The organism is Nonomuraea sp. NPDC004186 (genome assembly GCF_053603495.1).
The window spans coordinates 1-19,247 of record NZ_JBSGFQ010000107.1 but is presented as its reverse complement, the minus strand read 5'-3'; the positions used below and the strand labels follow the sequence as shown (position 1 = coordinate 19,247).

The window sequence follows — 19,247 nt, the reverse complement described above, 5'->3', positions numbered from 1 at the left end:
TCAATCCGCTCCTTGAACGAGGGCCGCGACGGCCTGGGGAGCCAGCATGATCTGGCCGTCCACGGCGGATCCGGTCAGCCGGTCGGTGGCCGGGTGGGGGAGCGGCACACGCGCCGCCTCCGAGCCGTGGTTGAGCAGGAACAGCACCTCGCCGCGGCGTACCGCCTCGACCATGGGCGGCAGCTCCGGCAGGACTCCCCGCACGCCCGCGTCGGCCAGCGCCCGCGCGGCCAGCTCGCCGAGCGCGTCCGGCTCGGGCATCGTCGCCACGTACCAGGCGACCCCCTGCCCGGCCCGGTGCCGCAACAGCGCAGGCCCGCCCCCGTCGAACTCGGCCACCACCTCTGCCCCCTCCGCGGCGACCAGCTCGGTCCAGGCGTGCGCCGTGAACTCCGCCCCGGTGACCCACCGGCACCGCACGGGCCCGTCCACGGGCCGCCACTCCTCGCCGGACGCGCCGAGCACCTCGCGCAGCGGCGCGGGGAACCGTCCGGTACGCACGTGCGCCCGCTCGTCCACGATCCCGGAGAACGGGCCGACGACCAGGACCCCGCCGCCGCGCACGTAGGCGGTCAGGGCCGCGGCGTCGGCGTCGCGGATCAGGAACAGGTTCGGGATCACGACGAGGGCGTAATCGTCGAGCGCGGCGGAGGGGTGGACCAGGTCCACGGTCACGCCGCGCTCCCAGAACGGCAGGTAGTAGCCGAAGAGCTGGTCGGTCGCGGTGAGGCGGTCGCTCGGCCGGCCGCGCTCCTCCAGAGCCCACCAGCTCGCCCAGTCGAACACCATCGCCACCCGCGCGGGCACCGGCTGCCCCGCCACGGACGCCAGCTCGCGCAGCTCCCGGCCGTGCGCGCGGACCTCGGCGTGCAGGCGGGTGTCCGGTCCCGCGTGCGGGAGCATCGCGGAGTGGAAGCGCTCGGCGCCGAACCGGGAGGCCCGCCACTGGAAGTAGCACAGCCCGTCCGCGCCACGGGCGAGCGCCTGCAGCGACTCCAGGCTGAGCCGGCCGGGTGGTTTGGGCGGGTTGTGCGGGCGCCAGTTGACCGCGCCGGCGGCCTGCTCCATCAGCAGCCACGGCCTGCCCTTGGCCAGGCCGCGCATGAGGTCGTGGGTGAGGGCCGTGCGGGCGGGCGCGAGCGGGTCCGACGGGTCGGGGTAGTGGTCGTTGGAGACGACGTCCTCCTCCTCCGCCCACGACCAGTAGTCGACCGGCTTGAACAGGCCCATGAAGTTGGTGGTGACCGGGATGCCGGGGGTCCTGGCGCGCAGGAGGTCGCGTTCGGCGCGGAAGTGGGCGAGCAGCGCGTCGGAGCCGAAACGCCAGAAGTCGAGCTGCTGGGAGGGGTTGATGATGTAGGGGGCGCGGCGCGGGGTGAGGATCTCGGCCCAGTCGCTGTAGCGCTGGCTCCAGAACGTGGTGCCCCACGCCTCGTTGAGCGCGTCCAGGTCGCCGTAGCGCTCCCGCAGCCAGGCACGGAACGCCTCGGCGGAGTCGTCGCAGTGGCAGACCTGGCCGTACTCGTTGCCCACGTGCCACAGCGCCAGGGCCGGGTGGCCCGCGTACCGGTCGGCCAGGTCGCTCACGATCGCCAGCGCCCGCTCCCGGTAGACGGGGGACGACGGGCAGAACTGGTTGCGCGAGCCGTACCAGAGGCGGTGCCCGGCCTCGTCGACCGGCAGGGTCTGCGGCCACCGGTGCCCCAGCCACGGGGGCGGCGAGGCGGTGGGGGTGGCCAGGTCCACCGCGATCCCGGCCTCGCCCATGAGGTCGAGCACCCGGTCCAGCCAGGCGAAGTCCCGCTTGCCCGGCTCCGGCTCGATGCGCGCCCAGCTGAAGACGCCGACCGTGACGAGGTTGACCCCGGCGGCCCGCATCAGCTCGGCGTCCTCGGCCCACACGTGCTCGGGCCACTGCTCGGGGTTGTAGTCGCCGCCGAACAGCAGCCCGCGCCCGGCGGTGAGCGTGTGCGTGCCCAGTCGTCCCGTCACGATCCGGTCCTTTCGCCTTCGCGGGGTGGTGCGGAGCTGTCGCCGACGACGAGGCGGCAGGGCAGCAGCCGCTGCGCGGGCGGCCCGTCGCCCTCCAGCCGGTCGATGAGCATGCGGGCGCCGAGGCCGCCCAGCTCGGCGCTCGGCGGCTCCAGCGTGGTGAGCCTGGGGTGGAACATCTCGGCGACCCGCGCCGACGACAGCACCAGCAGCAGCGTCAGGTCCTCGGGGATCCGCCAGCCCCGCGCCGCCACGGCCGCGATCACCCCGACCGCCGCGTGGTCGTCCATCACCGCCAGCGCCGTCATGTCGGGATGCGCGGCGACCAGCCGCTCGAACGCCTGCCCGCCCTCGTCGGCCGAGCCGGGCCGGAAGTCGTCGACGTAGCCGATCCCGGCCGCGCGGGCGGCCTCGGCGAACTCCGCCCCGGCCCGGATCGCGGGCCCGTACCGCGCCGCGTACCGGTCGGCCGAGAGGTTGAAGAAGGCCAGCTTGCGGTGCCCGAGCCCGGCCACGTGCGTCACGGCGGCCGTGGCCGTGGCCGCGAAGTCGATGTCGGCGTAGTCGATCGAGCCCGGGTCGCGGGTCCGCCCGATCATGCTGAACGGCACGCCCGCCTCCACGAGGAACTCCGTGCGCTCGTCGTCCAGCCCGACCTCCATCAGCAGCACGCCGTCCACCAGCCCCAGCCCCGTGATGTGGCGCAGCTCCTCGACCGGCTCGGCGTGCTCGGGGGAGAGCAGCAGGTGGTAGCCCAGCTCGCGGGCCGCCTCCGCGGCGCCGGTGGCGAACTGCATCTCGGTCAGCCCGAAACCGCTGCGCGGGGTGGGGTACAGCAGGGCCAGGATGCGGGTGCGCTTGCTCTGCAGGCCGCGGGCCAGCAGGCTCGGGCGGTATCCCAGCTCGGCCGCCGCCTGCTCGATCCGCCGCCGGGTGTCCGCCGCCACGGGGCGGGTGCCGTTGAGCGCGGCGGACACGGTGCTCACCGCGACCCGCGCCCGCTCCGCCACGTCACGTATCGAAGACATGCCACTGCCGATCCGCTGGGGTCGAAACGTTTCGCACAACGTAGGACGCGGTTTGCGGGGCTGTCAATGGGGTGGAATCGGTCGTCCCAAATCACGGGCCCGCGCGCAGGGCATCGCCCGCCTCCCGGCCGGGCCCGTAGCGGATCTTCGTGACGCCTGACGGCTCAGGGCGGGGGAGCCGTGGACCGGCGCTGGATCAGCTCGATCGGCCCGGCCAGCACCTCCGCCACCGTGTCGTCCGGCTTCAGGCTGGCCAGCAGGGTCACGCCGCGGCGGCCCAGCTCGCCCAGCGGCATCCGCACCGTCGTGAGCGCGGGATTGAGGTAGCTGGCCAGCTCCAGATCGTGCACGGCGACGATCGAGACGTCCCGCGGGATCTCCAGCCCGGCCGCGCGCACGCCCTCCATCGCCCCGATGGCCGAGGCCACGTTGGCGACGAACACCGCCGTCGGCCGCTCGGGGGCGGCCAGCAGCCGGGCCATCGCCGCCGCCCCGCCCGCCGGCGTGTAGTCGGCCGCCACGATCGGCCCCTCCGGCAGCCCGGCCTCGCGCATCGCCGCCGAGTAGCCTGCCGACCTGCGCGTGGCCGTGTCGGCGCGCGCCGGGCCCGCCAGGTGGGCGATGCGTCGGTGGCCCAGGCGTACGAGGTGCTCCACCGCCAGCGCGGCGGCCCGCGCGTCGTCGAGGATGACGTAGCGCTTGACGCTCCTGCTGCGGTTGTTGAGCATCAGCCACGGGATGGCGGACCGGTCGAGCTGCGCGATGAGCCCCGACTCGTCGCCGGTCCCGGCCAGCAGCAGGCCGTCGATGCGGCCCTGCCCGATCCGGTCCATGTAGTCGCCCAGCGCCGCGCCCGACGCGCTGCCGGTGACCAGCACGTAGCCCTGCGAGGCCGCCTCCGCCTCCGCGCCCTTGATGATCTCCGCGTAGACCGGGTTGGCGAAGTCGGGGATGAACAGCCCGAACATGTGCGCCCGTGACGTGCGCAGGCTCCGCGCGGCCACGTTGGGCCGGTAGCCGAGCTCCTCGACCGCCGCCAGCACCCGCTCCCGCGTCTCCGGCCGGATGTTGAGCGTGGGATCCTTGTTGACGACGCGGGAGACGACCGCCCGGTCGACCTTGGCGACGGCGGCGACGTCGGCCAGCGTGACCCGGGAACGCTTCATGACGACGATCCTCCCCTGTCCGCCGGGCGGCAGCGCACGCTCTCGCCGGTGTCCATCGAGCGGTAGAGCGCGTCGAGCAGGCGCAGCGTGCCGAGGTTGTCGGCGCCGGAGGTCTCCGGCTCGCCGCCCTCCGCGACGGCCCGCAGCAGCGAGCCCATCGGCCCGGCCACCGCGTCCGGCAGCCACCGCCCGGTCACCGGGTACGGCAGCCAGCCGTCCGTCGGCAGCGCCCGGCTGTGCACGGCGAGGGTGTCGGGGCGGCCGTGCGGGTAGTCGTACAGCAGGCCGAGCGTGCCCTTGATCGCGCCTTCCGTGCCGTCGACGCGGAAGGACGCCTCCTGGTCGCCGGCGCGGTTCTCGTGCGTGACGTGCACCAGCGCCCGCAGGTCGCCCGGGTACACCAGCGTGCTCATCGTGCGCGTCTCGCCCTTGGCGAGCTGGCCGGGCGTGCGGCTGCCGGTGCAGAAGACCAGCTCGGGGTCGCCCAGGATCGAGCGGATCGCGTCCAGGTAGTGGATGGAGTGGTAGACGATCTCCAGCCGGTCGGTGGTGACCAGCCAGTCCCAGGCGCTCCAGTCGGTGAGGATGTTCACGGTGAACGTCATCGCCGTCGGCTCGCCGATCCAGCCCGCGCGCACCATGGCCCGGGCGGCGGCGATGCCCTCGTCGAAGCGGAGCTGCTGGTTGACCGCGACCTTCAGGCCGCTGGCCGCCGCCAGGTCGACGATGCCCCGGCCGGTCGCCACGTCGGGCGCGAACGGCTTCTGGCACATCAGGTGCTTGCCCGCCGCCAGCGCCGCCCGCGCGATGCCGGGCTGCGCGCCGGGCGCGACGGCGATGTCCACCACGGCCACGCGCTCGTCGGCCAGCAGCTCCTCCAGCGAGCCGTACGTCCTGGGCACCCCGTGCCGCCGGGCCACCTCGGCGGCGCGATCGGCGTCGAGGTCGTACAGGCCGGTCACCTCCAGCCCGGCCTGCCGGTAGGCGGGCAGGTGGGCCACGTCCACGATGGCCCCGGCGCCGACGACGGCGACGGGCAGGCGGTGCGCGGCCGGGATGGACAGGTCGGCCGCGGCGGAGATGGGCGCGAACACGTCGATCACGCGGCGGCCTCCCGGGCGAGCGGGCCGGGGATGTGGCGGCGGGTCATGGCGCCTCCTGGAGGCCGTAGAAGCGGGTGGCGGTGCCGCCGAGTACGGCCGCGCGGTCGGCGGGCGGGAGCCCCGACAGCAGGACGTTCGTCTCCCGCCACACCTTCGCGTAGTCGCCGGCGAGCAGCGCCACCGGCCAGTCGCTGCCGAACATCAGCCGCTCGGGGCCGAACGCCTCCAGCGCGTGCTCCACGTAGGGCCGCAGGTCCCCGGCCGTCCACGTGGCGGCGTCGGCCGCCGTGTTCAGGCCGGACACCTTGGCGTACACGCCCGGGCACTCGGCCGCGCGGGCGAGCAGGGACGCCCACGGCTCCCAGCCCTTCTCCTCGATCGGCGGCTTGGCCAGGTGGTCGATCACCATCCGCAGCCCCGGCACCCGCTCGGCCAGCACCGGCACGTGCTCCAGGTGCCGCGGCAGCACCGCCACCACGTCGAACGGCAGCCCGGCCGCGGCCAGCAGCCCGAGCCCCTCGATCACCGGGTCCTGGAGCACCCAGTCGGGGTCGGGTTCGTCATGGATGAGATGCCGCACCCCCGCGAACCTGGGATGCCGCCGGTACCGCTCCAGCGCTTCGGCCGCCTCGCCGGGCCGGTGCAGCGGCACCCAGCCCACCACCGCGCCGATGAAGTCGTGCGCGTCCGCTTGCGCGAGCATGGCGTCGGTGTCGGCGTAGGAGTCCATCGACTGCACCAGCACCGTGCGGCCGACCCCGGCCGCCGCGAGCTGGGGGATGAGCTCCGCCGGCTCGAACGTGCGGTGGATCGGCCCGTGCTCGGGCGTCAGCCACGGGTACGAGCCCGTCTCCAGGTTCCAGAAGTGCTGGTGGGCGTCGACGACGGTCATCCAGCCTCCTCACGTGATCAATCGTTTGAGCGTGCACATATTAGGGGTTATCCGGCGGTTGTACGAGCTCCAAGGTGATGTCGTCGGGGTCGAGGAAGTAGCAGGCGTAGCCGCCCCGGTTGACCCCCGCGGTGATCGCCTCGGGCGGGTTGACGAAGCGCACCCCGGCCGCCGCCAGCCGGGCGTGCTCGGCCGGGGCGTCCTCGACGGTGAGCGCCAGGTGCGCGGCGCCCGGCAGGTGGCGGGCCGGGTCGCGCGGGGCGCCCTTCGGCCGTACGTACTCGACCAGTTCCAGGTCGTGCGTGGAGACGCCGCGGGGCTGGCCGGGCACGGCGAGCTGGGCCACGCGCAGCACGGCGTCGGGGTAGCCGACGAGCCGGCGGGTGTAGTCGTTGTCCTGCTCCTGCCGGTGCACCAGCGCGAACCCGAGCAGGTCGCGGTAGAACTCCACGGACCTGTCGAGGTCGGACACCGTGAAGGAGAAGTGCCAGACGCCTCTCACTGGAGCGCCTCCTGTCTGAGGGTCGGTCGCGGTTTCGGGTCGCGTACGCGGCGCACCTGTCTCTGCCTGCCCGCCACGGTGTAGATGGCGGCGGCCACCACCACGACCGTGCCCACGATGACGCCCTGGTAGTTGGCGCCCAGGTTGACCACGTTGAAGCCGTTGTCCAGGGTGAACAGGATCAGCGCCCCCACCACGGACTTCAGCACGCTGCCCAGGCCGCCGAACAGCGAGGTGCCGCCGAGGATGGCCGCCGCGAGCACGGTCAGCTCGGTGCCCTGCAATCCCGTCGGGTTGATGGCCAGCAGTTTGGCGGCGAACAGCACGCCGACGAAGCCGGAGCCGAGCCCGTTCAGGACGAAAGCGCCGATCTTGTAGCGGTTGACGTTGATGCCGGACAGGCGAGCCGCCTCGGCGTTGGCGCCCACCGCGTACAGGCGGCGGCCGATCACGGTGTAGCGCAGCACCGCCCAGGTCACCCCGGCGATCACGATCAGATAGTACGTGGGCTTGCTCAGCCGCAGCTCGAACCCGAGCACCGGGCTGAGCGCGACGGCCACCACGCCCGCGATGACGGCCACCACCCCGGCCCGGCCCGACCGGCGCGCCAGCAGGACCACGCCGGCGAGCACGGCCGCCGCCCCGAGGACCGCCAGGACGTGCGGGACCGTCCAGTAACCGGCCTGCAGCGCGATCAGCGAGCGCTGCGCGTCCGGGTCCTCGGCGGTGATCGTGCGGCCGTCGGTCAGGATGAGCACCAGCCCGCGCACCGCCGTCATGGTGCCCAGCGTCACGATGAACGCGTTGATGCCGACGAGCTGCACGATCAGCCCGTTCACCGCCCCGCACACCAGCCCGGCGCCGAGCGCGATCGCCATCGCGGCGGGCAGGCCGAGCGGGGCGACCAGGCTGAGCACGGTCGCGGCCGAGAACGCGGCCACCGAGGCGACCGACAGGTCGAAGTTCCCGCTGATCAGGACCACCGTGGTGAAGACGGCGAGGATCGCGATGAGGGAGGACTGGTCGAGGACGTTGACGACGTTCGTCGGCGACAGGTAGGACGGGCGGCCCAGCTGGGCGGTCAGCAGCGTCAGGACGGCGACGATCAGCACGAGCGCGTAGACGACGCCCGCGTTGCCCGGCCTGAGGGCCACCATCCACCGGGAGCGCCCGGGGGTCTCAGGCGGCATCGTGGGCACCTCCCTCGCCGGATCCGCCGCCGGCTCCGCCGCCGAATTCGCCACTGAATCCATTCGCCAGCATCAGCAACTCCTCCTCGGATGTCTCGTGTGCCGGTCGTTCGGCGACGATCCGGCCCTCGCGCACGACCAGCACCCGGCTCGCCACCGCGAGGATCTCCTCGAACTCGCTGCTCACGACGATCACCGCGCCGCCGCCGGCGGCGAAGCGGCGGACCAGTTCGAGGAGGTCCGCCTTGGCCCCGACGTCCACCCCGGCGGTGGGCTCGTCGAGCAGGAACACCCGCGCGCCGCCGTACAGCCACTTGCCGAACACGACCTTCTGCGCGTTGCCGCCGGACAGCTCGCCCGGCAGGGCGTCCGGGCCGGGGCAGACGATGCCGAGGTCGGCGATGGCCCGACCGGCCCGCTCGGTCTCGGCGGCCTCGCGCGGGAGCGAGCGGCCCGACGACAGGGCCGCCAGGTCGGGCAGCGAGATGTTCTTCCAGATGGGGAAGGTGCCCACCAGGCCCTGGGCGCCGCGGTCCTCGGGCACGAGCGCCATGCCGGCGGCCACCGCGGCGCGCGGGCCACGGCGTACCGGACGGCCCTCGACCAGCACCTCGCCGTACGCTCTGGGGTCGGCGCCGTAGAGCGCGTGCAGGATCTCCGATCGCCCCGAGCCCAGCAGCCCGGCGAGCCCGACCACCTCGCCCGCCCTGACCTCGAACGACACGTCGCGCACGCCCCTCGCCGAGCCGAGCCCGCGGACCGACAGCAGGACGGGGGCGTCCGGCGGCACGGGGGCCGCGCTGCGCCGCTCCACGTCGAGGAGGTCGCGGCCGACGATGACCTGGACGAGCCGGTCCTCGTCGTAGTCCGCGGTCGCGCCCTCGTCCACGACCGTGCCGTCACGCAGCACCGTGACCCGGTCGGTCAGCGACAGCACCTCGTCCAGGAAGTGCGAGACGTACAGGAACGCCGTGCCCTGCGCGGACAGGCGGCGGACCACGTCGAACACCACCTGCCGCTCGCCCTCGGCGAGCGAGGCGGTCGGCTCGTCCATCACGACCAGCTCCGCGCCCGTGGCCAGCGCCTGGAGGACGGCCACCATCTGCCGCTCGCCGATCGCGAGGCCGGCGACCTCCGCGTCCGGGTCGATGGCGTAGCCGACCCGCTCCAGCAGCCGGGCGAACTCCGCGCGCCTCGACCGCGGCAGCCGCCAGGGTCCGGGCGCGCCGAGGAAGACGTTCTCCAGCACGGTGAGCGTGGGGGCGAGCGGCACGTGCTGCATGATCGTCGCCACGCCCGCCTTCCGGGCGGCGCCCGGGGTGCGCCAGACGACCCGCTCGCCCTTCCAGCGCACGACCCCCGAGGTGGGCGGGTGCGCGCCCGCGATGACCTTGATCATCGTGGACTTCCCCGCGCCGTTGGCCCCGACCAGGCCGTGCACGCTGCCCGCGTGCACGGTGAGGCGGGCGTCCCGCAGCGCGACCGTCCCGTTGGGGAACTCCTTGCCGATGCCCTCCAGCGACAGCAGGCTCACCATTGCGGCGTGCAATCGGCGAGGTTGTCCTTGGTGATGGCCGGGGTGTCGTACGTGACGAAGGCGGCGTCCTGCTTCTTCTCCCCGGTCAGGTGCTTGTAGAGGGTGTCGAGGGCGAGCTTGCCGAGGTCCTCCGGCTTGTAGCAGACGGTGCCGGAGATGGCGCCCGACCGCACGGCGTCGATGCCGAGCTTGCTGCCGCCGATGCCGACGATCTTGGCCTTGGAGCCGGCCGCCGACACCGCCTTGGCGCAGCCCACGGCCATGTCGTCGGACTGGGCATAGAAGAGCTGGGTGTCGGGGTGGGAGGAGAGCATGTTCTGGCAGGCCGACTGGGCCTTGTCCTGCACCCAGTCGCCCGGCTGGCGGGCCACGACCTCGTACGTGGCGCCCTTGGCCGCGGCCGACGTGGGGAACTCCTGGAAGCGGTTGACCACCTCGGCGAACCCGGCCTGGCCCTCCACGACCGCGAGCTTGCCGCCGCCCGGCACGACGCCGGCCGCGATCTCGCCCGCCTTGCCGCCCGCGGCGTACTCGTCCTGGGTGACCAGCGCCACCAGGCCGGGGTAGACGTCCTTGAGCTTGCGCGCCTTGGGGTCGCCGACCTGGGAGGCCACGGCCACGGTGGGGATGTTCGCGGCCTTGAGCCGATCGGCCAGCCCCTGGGCGACGCCGGAGTCCACCGGCAGCATGAGCACGCCGTCGGGCTGCTGGGCGATGAGGTCCTGGACGTCGTTGCTCTGCTTGTCGGCCTTGCCCTGCGCGTCCAGCTCGACGATCCGCACGCCGAGCCTGGCGGCCTCCTCCTTGACGCCCTTGCCGATGGCGGCCGGGAAGGGGAAGCTCAGGCCCAGGTTGGAGACGCCGATCGTGTACTGCTCCGTGCCCGTCGCACCGGTGGAACCGCCGCCGCAGGCCGTCGCGCCGGCGATCAGGGCCGCGGCGACGAGGAATGACTTCTTCATGGTGCTCCTGCTTCGGTCAAACGTTTGACTTCTTGAGTGATCCGCGTGGCGTCGGGGACCAGAGCCTGCGCGAGGACCGGCGCCGCGGGCATCCGCACGTCGGGCGCGCCGATCCGGATCGGCGGCGCGGCCAGCGCCACCCCGGCGCCCGCGACCCGGGCGACGATCTCGGCGCCGAAGCCGCCGGTGACGTTCGCCTCGTGGACGACAGCCAGCCTGCGGGTGCGGCGCGCGCTCTCGATCACGGCCCCGGTGTCGAACGGGTTGAGCCACGGCGTCTCCAGCACCTCGGCCTCGACCCCCTCGCCGGCCAGGGCCTCGGCCGCCGCCAGCACCCGGTGCGTCATCGCACCCCAGGTGACGACCGTGACGTCGGAGCCCGCGCGGCGGGTGCGCGCCCCGCCCATCGGCTGGACCGGGCCGTCCGTCCTGACCGGCTCCTTCGGGCCGAAGTACAGCGTGCGGTTCTCGACCACCAGCACCGGGTCGTCGCCGTGCACGGCCGTCACCAGCAGGTCGTAGGCGTCCTGCGGCGTGCTCGGCATGCACACCCGCAGCCCCGGCACGTGCAGGAAGAGCGCCTCCAGGCACTGCGAGTGCTGCGCGCACGCGCCCGGCGCGTTGCCCTGCTGGGTGCGGATGGTCAGCGGGGCCCGCAGCCGCCCGCCCGACACGTAGCGGACGTTGGCCGCCTGGTTGACGATCTGGTCCAGCGCCACGAGGGAGAAGTCGGCCCACATGATCTCGACGATCGGGCGGCGGCCGAACATCGCCGCGCCCACCGCGCTGCCGAGGATCGCCGACTCGCTGATCGGGGTGTCGAACACGCGGTCGCCGTACTGCTTGCGCAGGCCCCTGGTCACGCCGAACACGCCGCCGGGCACGCCGACGTCCTCGCCGTACACCAGCGTCTCCGGCAGCTCCTCCATGAGGCGGTGCAGGGCCGCGTTCACGGCCTCGCCGTAGGACAGGTCAGGCATACAGGTGCTCCCTTGCGGTGGCGGGGTCGGCGAGGGGCGCGGCCAGCGCGCGCTCGGCGGCGGAGGCCATCTCGGCCCGCGCCCCGCGCTCCACGGCGTCCAGGTCGGCGGCCGGCACCCCGTCGGCGAGCAGGCCCTCGCGCAGCCGGGCGATCGGCTCGCGCCTGCCGATCCGCTCCAGCTCGCCGGGCTGCCGGTAGGTCTCCGCGTCGCCGATGTAGTGGCCGACCAGGCGCTCGGTCATGCACTCCAGCAGCGTCGGCCCGCCGCCCTCGCGGGCCACCTCCAGCGCGTCGCGCACGTGGAAGCGCACGGCCTCCACGTCGTTGCCGTCGACGCGGCGACCCGGCATCCCGTACGCGGCGGCGCGGTCGGCCAGGCGCGTGTTGCGCACCATGTCGGCGATCGGGGTCAGCTCGGAGTAGCGGTTGTTCTCGCAGACGAACACCACGGGCAGGGAGAACGCGGCGGCGAAGTTCATCGCCTCGTGCACCGCGCCCTGGTTCATCGCGCCGTCGCCGAAGACGCTCACGGCCACCCGGTTCGAGCCGTCGTGCCGGCCGGCCAGCGCCGCCCCGCACGCGATCGGCGCGCCCGCGCCCACGATCGAGTTCTCGCCGTGGAAGCCGTACTCGGCCGCGGTGAAGTACGCCGAGCCGCCCCGGCCGCCGTTCACGCCCGTCGCCCGGCCCGCCAGCTCGGCGAACAGCGCCTGCGCGGGCACGCCCCTGGCCAGCGCCCAGCCGTGCCCGCGGTAGGTCGCGAACAGCGCGTCGTGCGGCTCCAGCACGTCGCACGCGCCCACCGGGACGGCCTCCTGCCCGATGCACAGGTGCACCGAGCCGACGATCGGCCCTTCCGCTCGCAGGTCGCGCACCTTCTCCTCGAACGCGCGGATCCGCCACATGGCCAGCAAATCCGCGAGCCTGCGTTCACTCATCACATCTCCAGGCTTCGAGCGCCGCGGCGCAGATCGCCTCGGCGTCGCCGATGTAGGACTCTGGCGGGATGGGCAGCGCGCCCAGGCTCGCCAGATCGTCCGGTCCCGCCACGTCGCGCAGCGCGTCGGCCAGCGCCCGCCCGCGCTCGCGAGCTTCGTGCGCCGCCTTGTAGACCAGGTCGTGCGCCCGTTCCCGGCCCAGCGCCGGGGCCAGCCTCATCATGTACGCCTCCGCCATGATCAGCCCGCCCTCGGCGCCCAGGTTGGCCCGCATGGCCTCCGGGTAGACCCGCAGCCCGGCGGCGACCCCGGCGGCCGTGGCCAGCGCGCCCGCGGCGAGCTCGGCCAGGAGCGGCACCACGTACCACTCGACCTGCCACTCGCCGGCGGCCCGCTCGTGGCCGGCCTCCATCGCGCGGAACAGGCCCGAGCTGAGCGCGCCCGCCGTGCCGGACATGCCGATGACGGCCTCGCAGCCGATCGGGTTGGCCTTCTGCGGCATCGTGGAGGACGCGCCGCGGTGGTGCCCGCCCGCCTCGCGCACCTCGCCGACCTCGGTCCTGGACAGGTCCACGACCTCGCGGGCGAAGCGGGCCGCCGTGGCCGCCAGGCTCGCGCAGGTCACGCCGAACTCGGCGACGCCGTCCCTGGCCACGTGCCAGGGCACCTCGGTGGTGCCGAGGCCGAGCACCCCGGCCATGCGCTCGCGCACCTGGCTGGAGCGCTCGCCCATCGCGGCGGACGTCCCGCCCGCGCCGAACAGCGACACGACCCGCACCCGCCGCGCCGCCTCGCCCACCCGGTCGCGCTGGCGCGTCACCTCCGCCAGCAGCACCGCCATCTTCGCCCCGAACGTCGTGGGCACCGCCTGCTGGGCGTGCGTGCGGGCGGCGACGACGGTGCCGGCGTGCTCGGCCACCAGCCGGGCCAGCGCTCCGCCGAACGAGCCGAGCAGCGCCCGCAGGTGGTCGAGGGCCTCGCCCATCTGCAGGGCCAGGCCGGTGTCCATGATGTCCTGCGTCGTCGCGCCGTAGTGGACGCGGCCGTTGGGCCCCTCGGGGAGCGCGGCGGAGATCATCCGTACGAGGGGCAGGATCGGGTAGCCCACGTTGACCGCCTCCGACCAGAGGCGCCGGACGTCGATGTTGGCCGGCACACAGGCCGCCTCGATGGCCCGCGCGTCGGCCTCGGAGATCACACCCTCCTCGGCCTGGGCGCGGGCCAGCGCGGCCTCCGTGCGCAGCCAGGCGAGCACGGTCCGCTCGGCGGAGAAGATCTCGGTCATCGCGCCGTCGCCGAACAGCTCGGGCAGCAGCTTGAACGTCTGGCGCACGGTCAGTTCATCTCCAGTCCGCCGTCGACGTTGAGAGCCTGGCCCGTCACGAACGACGCCAGGTCGCTGGCCAGGAAGAGCACCGCGGAGGCGACCTCCTCGGGACGTCCGGGGCGGCGCAGCGGGGAGCGCTCGCTGACCTCCTTCAGGTAGCCGGCGCCCGCGTCGGGGCCGAACCGCCGGTCGCGGTCGGCGATGATCTCGTCCCACATGGGGGTGAGGAAGACGCCGGGGCACACGGCGTTCACCCGCACGGGGGCCAGCGCCTCGGCCGCCGACTTGGTCAGGGAGAGCAGGGCCGTCTTGGTGGCGGAGTAGTGGGCGGCGTTGGGGCGGCCCGAGCGGGCGGCCACCGAGGCCAGCGTCACGATCGAGCCGCCGCCCCGCTCGGCCATCCCGCGCCCGACGGCCTGGGTGAGCCAGAACGTGGCGTTGAGGTTGACGTCCACGATCCGCAGCCACTCGCCGGGCTCGATGTCGAGCAGCGGGGTGGTGCGCATGATCCCGGCGCAGTTCACCAGCACGTCGATCCGGTCGCGGGCGCCCGCCAGCGCCGCCGCCTGCGCCGGGTCGGTGAGGTCGGCCGGCCGGGCCTCGGCGCCCAGCTCGGCCGCCGCCTCGCTCAGCCGCGGGCCCTCCAGGTCGGAGAGCACGACGTCCGCTCCCGCGTCGGCCAGCGCGCGGGCGCACGCGAACCCGAGCCCTCCCGCGCCGCCCGTGACGAGCGCCGTCCGCCCGTCCAGGTCGATCGTGACAGCCATCCCCGATGGTCTCCCGTCTCTCGTTCAAACGATTGACCAGACCATAACGCGGACCGCACAAACCGGACAAGAGCGTTTTTCGGGAAATCAGCCCCAGCCGAGCTCCTCGTAGAAGGCGGCCCGGGCGAGCTCGAACGAGGCGCGGTCCAGCACCGCGCCCTCGTGGGGCCCCGCGGCGACGGGCTCCTCGTGCATCCGGGCCGGCAGCTCGTCGGGACCGCCGCCCTCACGGATCGCGTAGGCGCGCATCGCGTCGAGCCGCGCCTGACCGGCCGCCAGGAGGTCGTCCAGGGTGAACTCCCGCCCGAGGACGGCGGTGACCAGGGCGCTCAGGTGGTCGAGGGTCAGCGGGCGGGTGGGGGAGGAGGCGAAGACGCACAGGTTGAGCGCGTCGAGCCCGCTCCACAGCCGCAGCAGCCGGGCGGTGCGCCGGCCCCGCTCGGCGTCGAGCCCGGCGACCGGCGCGGGCTCGGCCCCGATCCGCCGGGCCTCGCCGAAGCTGTAGGCCAGCCCGGCCACGGGGTCGAAGTCGAGGTCGTGCTCCAGCGCGTCGTAGCGCGGCCCGCCGGGGGCGATCGCGTACCCGAGGCCGATGCCCGGCTGGACGCGGGGATCGAAGCAGGGCAGCTCGGCGCCCTTGACGGTCATGGCGTACGGGGCCGCGGCCGGACCGAGCTTCGCGGCCGCCCGCGCCGCGCCCTCGGCCAGCAGGTCGCCCATCTCGCCCGTACGCCCCGCCACGTCGTCGATCAGCCCGGGCAACGCCTCGGGGTCGCCGAACGCGGGCCCGCCGGGGAGCAGCCCGCGCTCGGCGCACTCCATGGCGAACGCCAGCGTGCCGCCGAGGGAGACCGGGTCCAGCCCGAGGTCGTTGCAGCGGGCGTTGGCGGCCAGCACGGTGTCGAGGTCGTCGATCCCGAGGTTCCAGCCGAGCGACAGGAACGCCTCCTGCCCCAGCCCGCCGGTCCGCCGCTCGGCGAGCCCAGGTGGCGCGTACACCTTGAGGCAGTCGTTGGGGCAGCCGGGGCAGGCCCCGGTGGTCGCCACCGCGCGCCCGTCGTAGTCGGCCGCGGACGGGACCCGCAGCCCGTGCGCGCCGGTCACCGAGAAGTTGCGCACCGCGGCGTACCCGGGGGCGGGCGGATCGCCCACCCACCCGGCGAAGCCGGGCATCCCTGCCTGGATCGCCGCCAGCGGGTTCGTGGCCAGCGAGTCGCGGTAGTAGGCGGCCAGCCCGGCGATCGCCCCGGGGTCGGCGACCTCCGCCGCGCTCTCCGTTGGGGCCTCGCCGACGCACACGACGGCCTTGAGGTTCTTGGCCCCGAAGACCGCGCCGAGCCCGTAGCGCCCGGCGGCGTAGGCGTAGTCGGTCACCACGCTCGCGTACCGCACGAGGTTCTCCCCGGCCGGCCCGATCGCGGCCACGTGCGCGCCCTGGCCGTGCCGCGCCCGCAGCGCGTCCGTCGTCGCGGCCGTGCCCAGCCCGCGTAGCTCCGAGGCGTCGTGCAGGGACACCTGTCCGTCCTGGACGAGCAGGTAGGACAGTCGCGCGGCCCGCCCCGTGACGGCCAGCGCCTTGGCGCCCGCCCCGCGCAGGCCCGCCGCGAACGGCCCGAGCGCGTGGGACTCCCCGGCCACCCCCGTCAGCGGCGACTTCGCCAGGAACACCGCCTTGGCCAGCCCCGGCGCCGCCGTCCCGCCCAGCACCCCGGCCGCCACGTACAGCAGCGCCCGCGGATCGTACGGATCGAGCCCGGCGGGCGTGCGCCCGGCCATCAGCCGCAGCCCGAGCACGGACCCGCCGATCTCGCCCGGGTGCTGCTCCTTCTCCACGTTCCCGCTGGTCAGATCCACAATGAACGGCACGGTCAAGCCTCCAGAGCGAAAGAGGAAAGCGAGCCGCACCACATCACACAACACCCGCGAAAGGCAACCCCGTCAGGGCCGCCCCGGGTGCGACTGCAGCCAGCGCGACAGCCCGCGGGCGGCGCCGACGACGGCCGGCACGAGCGCGCCCGGCTGCTGCTGGCCCACCCGCACCACGACCGACAGCGCGGCGATCACCTCGTCCGCCGCGTCCCGCACGGGGGCCGCCACCGACACCGCGTCCAGCGTGACCTGCCGGTCGCTGATGACGTACCCGTGGCGCCGCACCTCGGCCAGCACCCCCCGCAGCCGGCCGGGGTTCGCGATGGTCCGGTCGGTGAAGGCCGCCAGCGGCCCGGCCAGGTACGCCTCCTGCGTCGCGGGCGGCGTGTGGGCCAGCAGCGCCAGCCCGACTCCGGTGGCGTGCGCCGGGAAGCGCCCGCCCACCCGGCTGCGCACGCCGACCGCGTCCCGGCCGGAGATCCGCTCCAGGTAGAGCACGTCGGGCGCGTCCAGGACGGCGAGCTGGGCGTGCTGGTGGGTGACCTCGTACAGGTCCTCCAGGAACGGCATGGCGGCCTCGCGCAGGCCCAGCCCGCGCGGGGCCAGCGCGCCCACCTCCCACAGATGCAGCCCGATCTGGTACCGGCCGTCGCGGTCGCGTTCCAGCGCGCCCCACGACATCAGCTCGCTGACCAGCCGGTGCGCCGTCGTCAACGGCATCGAGGCGCGGCGGCTGATGTCGGACAGGCTCAGCCTGGGGCACTCGCCGGAGAACGCGCTGAGCACGCTGAGGACCCGGCTCGTCACGGTCCGGCCGGCGGGCCGCCGCGCGCTTCCGGAAGCCGTCCGGCCCGCCGGCTGCTTGGCCGGCTGTTTGACACTGCCGGGCGCGTGCACGCCGCGGCGCATCGTGGCCGCGGCCGGGCCGTCGTCGGTTGTGGTCATGGTCGCCGCCTCCCGGTTCGGACCTGTCACCCCGCGATGTTCCGGTTTTTATGTTGTTTGCGGCAACGTAAACCCGTGCTGCCTGCGGGTCCAGCCCTCGAAGCCCCAGAGTTTGTTGCGATGGGTAACAATCCAGAAACACACCGAACGACGTTCTGAAAAGTCTTCCGTTCAACGGAGAACGCGGTTACGCAACCTCTCCGCGGCTCATATGTTGCGGGCGCGACCCCAGCCGGTCGGCCCGTTCCTCGAAGGAGCTGTTCACATGGCTGAAGCGCTCAACCCGTCGCTGACCCGCCGCGACGCGGCCCGGCTGCTCGGCGCGGCCGCCCTGGCCGCGGCCGTCGCCCCGCAGTGGACCGCCCCCAGCGCCGTCCGTCGGGTGGACGTCGACGCGCTCCTGCGGCAGCTGACGCTGGAGGAGAAGGTTTCGCTGCTGCACGGCGGCACCGACCCCGCCTCCAAGGGCCAGGCCGGGTACGTGCCCGGCGTGCCCCGCCTCGGCATCCCCGAGATCCGCCTGGCCGACGGGCCCGCCGGCGTGCGCGTCACGGCCACCGCCACCGCCCTGCCCGCGCCGGTGGCGCTCGCCGCGACGTTCGCCCCCGACCTCGCCCGGCGGTTCGGCGCGGTCATCGGCAGGGAGGGCCGCGCGCTGGGCATGGACGTCCTGCTGTCGCCGATGACCAACATCGTCCGGGTGCCGCAGGCCGGCCGGAACTTCGAGACGCTCGGGGAGGACCCGCTGCTGGCCGCCGCGCTCGTCGCCGGCGAGATCCGCGGCATCCAGGGCGAGGGCCTCATCGCCACGGTCAAGCACTACGCGGCCAACAACTTCGAGAACGCCCGCCAGACGATCGACGTCAAGGTGGACGAGCGGACCCTGCGCGAGATCTACCTGCCGGCCTTCGAGGCCGCCGTGCAGGCGGGCGTGGGGGCCGTCATGGCCGCCTACAACCACGTCAACGGCGTGTACGCCGCCGAGCACCCGCACCTGCTGACCGGGATCCTGCGCGACGAATGGCACTTCGGCGGCTGGGTGATGTCCGACTGGTTCGCCACGCACAGCGGCGCGCCCGCGCTCACCGCCGGGATGGACATGGAGATGCCCTTCGGCGTCAACTACGGGGGCCTGGCCGCCGCCGTCGCCTCCGGGCAGCTGGCCGAGTCGGTGGTGGACACCGCGGTGCGCCGCGTCCTCGTCCAGCTCGACCGGTTCGGCCTGCTCGGCGGCGGCCGGCCGCGGCCCTCCCCGGACCCGGCGGGCGGCGCCCGCGCCGCGAAGGAGATCGCGCTGGCCGGCGCCGTGCTGCTGCGCAACGAACGGGACCTGCTGCCGCTGGGCCGCGCCGACCTGGCCGACCTGGTCGTCATCGGCCCCACCGCGGCCAGCCCCCTGGTGGGCGGCGGAGGCAGCGCCAGGGTGATCCCTGCGAACGCCGAGAGCCCGCTGACCGCCCTGCGCCGCCAGGCCGGCCCGGGCAGCCGCATCCGCTGGGCCACGGGCGTGGACCTGGAAGGGGTCCCGGTGCCCGCCTCCGCGCTGGTGCTCCAGCGCGCCCAGCAGGGCGGCACCCCGCAGGCCGCCGCCCAGGTCGACCACACCGGCGCGGACGCCCTGCCCGCCGGCTCGTCGTGGACGTGGACGGGCACGCTCACCGCGCCCGCGACCGGCGACTACGACCTGCGCATCCAGGGCGCGGGCGGAGTGCCGTCGTTCAACGGCTCGATCTCGCTGACCCTCGACGGTGTCAGGATCGGCTCGGTCGGCGCCCTCATCGGCGGCAACAGCAGCCTCATCGCGACCTCCGGCGGCCTGACGAACGCCGGCGCGACCGTCCGCCTCGAAGCCGGGGTGGCCAAGCCCGTCACCGTCGCGGCCACCGGCATCGCCGGCACGCCGCTGCAGGTCAGGCTGGCCTGGGTCACCCCGCAGCGCCGCCAGGAGGCGCCTTGGGTGGGGTTCTGGTCCGGGTTCAATGGCCACCTGCGAGGTTGAGGATGACGACGCCGCCGATGATGAGGAGGATACCGCCGATCTTGGTTG

The 19,247-nt window shown here is 74.2% G+C and carries 16 protein-coding genes; 1 reads left to right on the top strand and 15 read right to left on the bottom strand.

Going from position 1 to position 19,247, the window contains the following annotated elements; genetic code table 11:
• The 15 genes from ACWEPL_RS51345 to ACWEPL_RS51275 form a co-directional block, all read right to left on the bottom strand.
• Positions 1-1,992: a beta-galactosidase gene (locus ACWEPL_RS51345; protein ID WP_452440709.1), complete on the bottom strand. Its 1,992-nt coding sequence runs from the start codon at positions 1,990-1,992 to the stop codon at positions 1-3.
• A complete protein-coding gene (locus tag ACWEPL_RS51340) occupies positions 1,989-3,020 on the bottom strand; it encodes a LacI family DNA-binding transcriptional regulator (protein WP_452440708.1) in 1,032 nt (343 codons plus the stop codon). The genes ACWEPL_RS51345 and ACWEPL_RS51340 overlap by 4 nt, the downstream gene beginning before the upstream one ends.
• A gap of 164 nt (positions 3,021-3,184) precedes the next feature.
• Positions 3,185-4,186 (bottom strand): LacI family DNA-binding transcriptional regulator, encoded by a 1,002-nt coding sequence (locus ACWEPL_RS51335; protein WP_363969904.1) that lies wholly within the window; start codon positions 4,184-4,186, stop codon positions 3,185-3,187.
• Complete coding sequence (locus ACWEPL_RS51330) at positions 4,183-5,289, bottom strand: Gfo/Idh/MocA family protein (protein WP_363969902.1); 1,107 nt, start codon at positions 5,287-5,289, stop codon at positions 4,183-4,185. The genes ACWEPL_RS51335 and ACWEPL_RS51330 overlap by 4 nt, the downstream gene beginning before the upstream one ends.
• 43 nt (positions 5,290-5,332) lie before the next feature.
• A complete protein-coding gene (locus ACWEPL_RS51325; protein ID WP_452440707.1) occupies positions 5,333-6,181 on the bottom strand; it encodes an amidohydrolase family protein in 849 nt (282 codons plus the stop codon).
• 40 nt (positions 6,182-6,221) lie between these two features.
• On the bottom strand, positions 6,222-6,683 hold the full coding sequence (locus ACWEPL_RS51320) for a VOC family protein (protein WP_357742534.1): 462 nt from the start codon (positions 6,681-6,683) through the stop codon (positions 6,222-6,224).
• Entirely contained in the window at positions 6,680-7,873 is a 1,194-nt protein-coding gene (locus ACWEPL_RS51315) for an ABC transporter permease (protein ID WP_452440705.1), read from the bottom strand. Before ACWEPL_RS51315 ends, ACWEPL_RS51320 begins: the two co-directional genes overlap by 4 nt.
• Positions 7,863-9,422 carry a sugar ABC transporter ATP-binding protein gene (locus ACWEPL_RS51310; protein ID WP_452440704.1) on the bottom strand — a complete coding sequence of 520 codons (1,560 nt, stop codon included), beginning with the start codon at positions 9,420-9,422 and terminating at the stop codon, positions 7,863-7,865. The genes ACWEPL_RS51315 and ACWEPL_RS51310 overlap by 11 nt, the downstream gene beginning before the upstream one ends.
• A complete protein-coding gene (locus ACWEPL_RS51305) occupies positions 9,404-10,372 on the bottom strand; it encodes a sugar ABC transporter substrate-binding protein (RefSeq protein WP_452440703.1) in 969 nt (322 codons plus the stop codon). Before ACWEPL_RS51305 ends, ACWEPL_RS51310 begins: the two co-directional genes overlap by 19 nt.
• Positions 10,369-11,352 carry an alpha-ketoacid dehydrogenase subunit beta gene (locus ACWEPL_RS51300; protein ID WP_363969890.1) on the bottom strand — a complete coding sequence of 328 codons (984 nt, stop codon included), beginning with the start codon at positions 11,350-11,352 and terminating at the stop codon, positions 10,369-10,371. Before ACWEPL_RS51300 ends, ACWEPL_RS51305 begins: the two co-directional genes overlap by 4 nt.
• Entirely contained in the window at positions 11,345-12,292 is a 948-nt protein-coding gene (locus ACWEPL_RS51295) for a thiamine pyrophosphate-dependent dehydrogenase E1 component subunit alpha (RefSeq protein ID WP_363969888.1), read from the bottom strand. The genes ACWEPL_RS51300 and ACWEPL_RS51295 overlap by 8 nt, the downstream gene beginning before the upstream one ends.
• On the bottom strand, positions 12,285-13,625 hold the full coding sequence (locus tag ACWEPL_RS51290; protein ID WP_452440702.1) for a class-II fumarase/aspartase family protein: 1,341 nt from the start codon (positions 13,623-13,625) through the stop codon (positions 12,285-12,287). Before ACWEPL_RS51290 ends, ACWEPL_RS51295 begins: the two co-directional genes overlap by 8 nt.
• Before the next feature lie 2 nt (positions 13,626-13,627).
• A complete protein-coding gene (locus tag ACWEPL_RS51285) occupies positions 13,628-14,386 on the bottom strand; it encodes an SDR family NAD(P)-dependent oxidoreductase (RefSeq protein ID WP_452440701.1) in 759 nt (252 codons plus the stop codon).
• A gap of 87 nt (positions 14,387-14,473) precedes the next feature.
• Positions 14,474-16,252 (bottom strand): aldehyde ferredoxin oxidoreductase C-terminal domain-containing protein, encoded by a 1,779-nt coding sequence (locus ACWEPL_RS51280; RefSeq protein ID WP_452440699.1) that lies wholly within the window; start codon positions 16,250-16,252, stop codon positions 14,474-14,476.
• A gap of 72 nt (positions 16,253-16,324) precedes the next feature.
• Positions 16,325-17,200, bottom strand: a complete 876-nt coding sequence (locus ACWEPL_RS51275) for an IclR family transcriptional regulator (protein WP_452440698.1) — start codon at positions 17,198-17,200, stop codon at positions 16,325-16,327.
• 265 nt (positions 17,201-17,465) lie between these two features.
• On the opposite strand from ACWEPL_RS51275, the gene ACWEPL_RS51270 reads away from it, so the two are divergent.
• Positions 17,466-19,199 carry a glycoside hydrolase family 3 protein gene (locus tag ACWEPL_RS51270; RefSeq protein WP_452440697.1) on the top strand — a complete coding sequence of 578 codons (1,734 nt, stop codon included), beginning with the start codon at positions 17,466-17,468 and terminating at the stop codon, positions 19,197-19,199.
• Positions 19,200-19,247: the final 48 nt, after the last annotated feature.

Coding starts and splice junctions, on each gene's coding strand:
- ACWEPL_RS51340 (WP_452440708.1), bottom strand. CDS start 3,020: ATGTCTTCGATACGTGACGTGGCGGAGCGGGCGCGGGTCGCGGTGAGC.
- ACWEPL_RS51335 (WP_363969904.1), bottom strand. CDS start 4,186: ATGAAGCGTTCCCGGGTCACGCTGGCCGACGTCGCCGCCGTCGCCAAG.
- ACWEPL_RS51325 (WP_452440707.1), bottom strand. CDS start 6,181: ATGACCGTCGTCGACGCCCACCAGCACTTCTGGAACCTGGAGACGGGC.
- ACWEPL_RS51315 (WP_452440705.1), bottom strand. CDS start 7,873: ATGCCGCCTGAGACCCCCGGGCGCTCCCGGTGGATGGTGGCCCTCAGG.
- ACWEPL_RS51305 (WP_452440703.1), bottom strand. CDS start 10,372: ATGAAGAAGTCATTCCTCGTCGCCGCGGCCCTGATCGCCGGCGCGACG.
- ACWEPL_RS51300 (WP_363969890.1), bottom strand. CDS start 11,352: ATGCCTGACCTGTCCTACGGCGAGGCCGTGAACGCGGCCCTGCACCGC.
- ACWEPL_RS51295 (WP_363969888.1), bottom strand. CDS start 12,292: ATGAGTGAACGCAGGCTCGCGGATTTGCTGGCCATGTGGCGGATCCGC.
- ACWEPL_RS51285 (WP_452440701.1), bottom strand. CDS start 14,386: ATGGCTGTCACGATCGACCTGGACGGGCGGACGGCGCTCGTCACGGGC.
- ACWEPL_RS51275 (WP_452440698.1), bottom strand. CDS start 17,200: ATGACCACAACCGACGACGGCCCGGCCGCGGCCACGATGCGCCGCGGC.
- ACWEPL_RS51270 (WP_452440697.1), top strand. CDS start 17,466: ATGGCTGAAGCGCTCAACCCGTCGCTGACCCGCCGCGACGCGGCCCGG.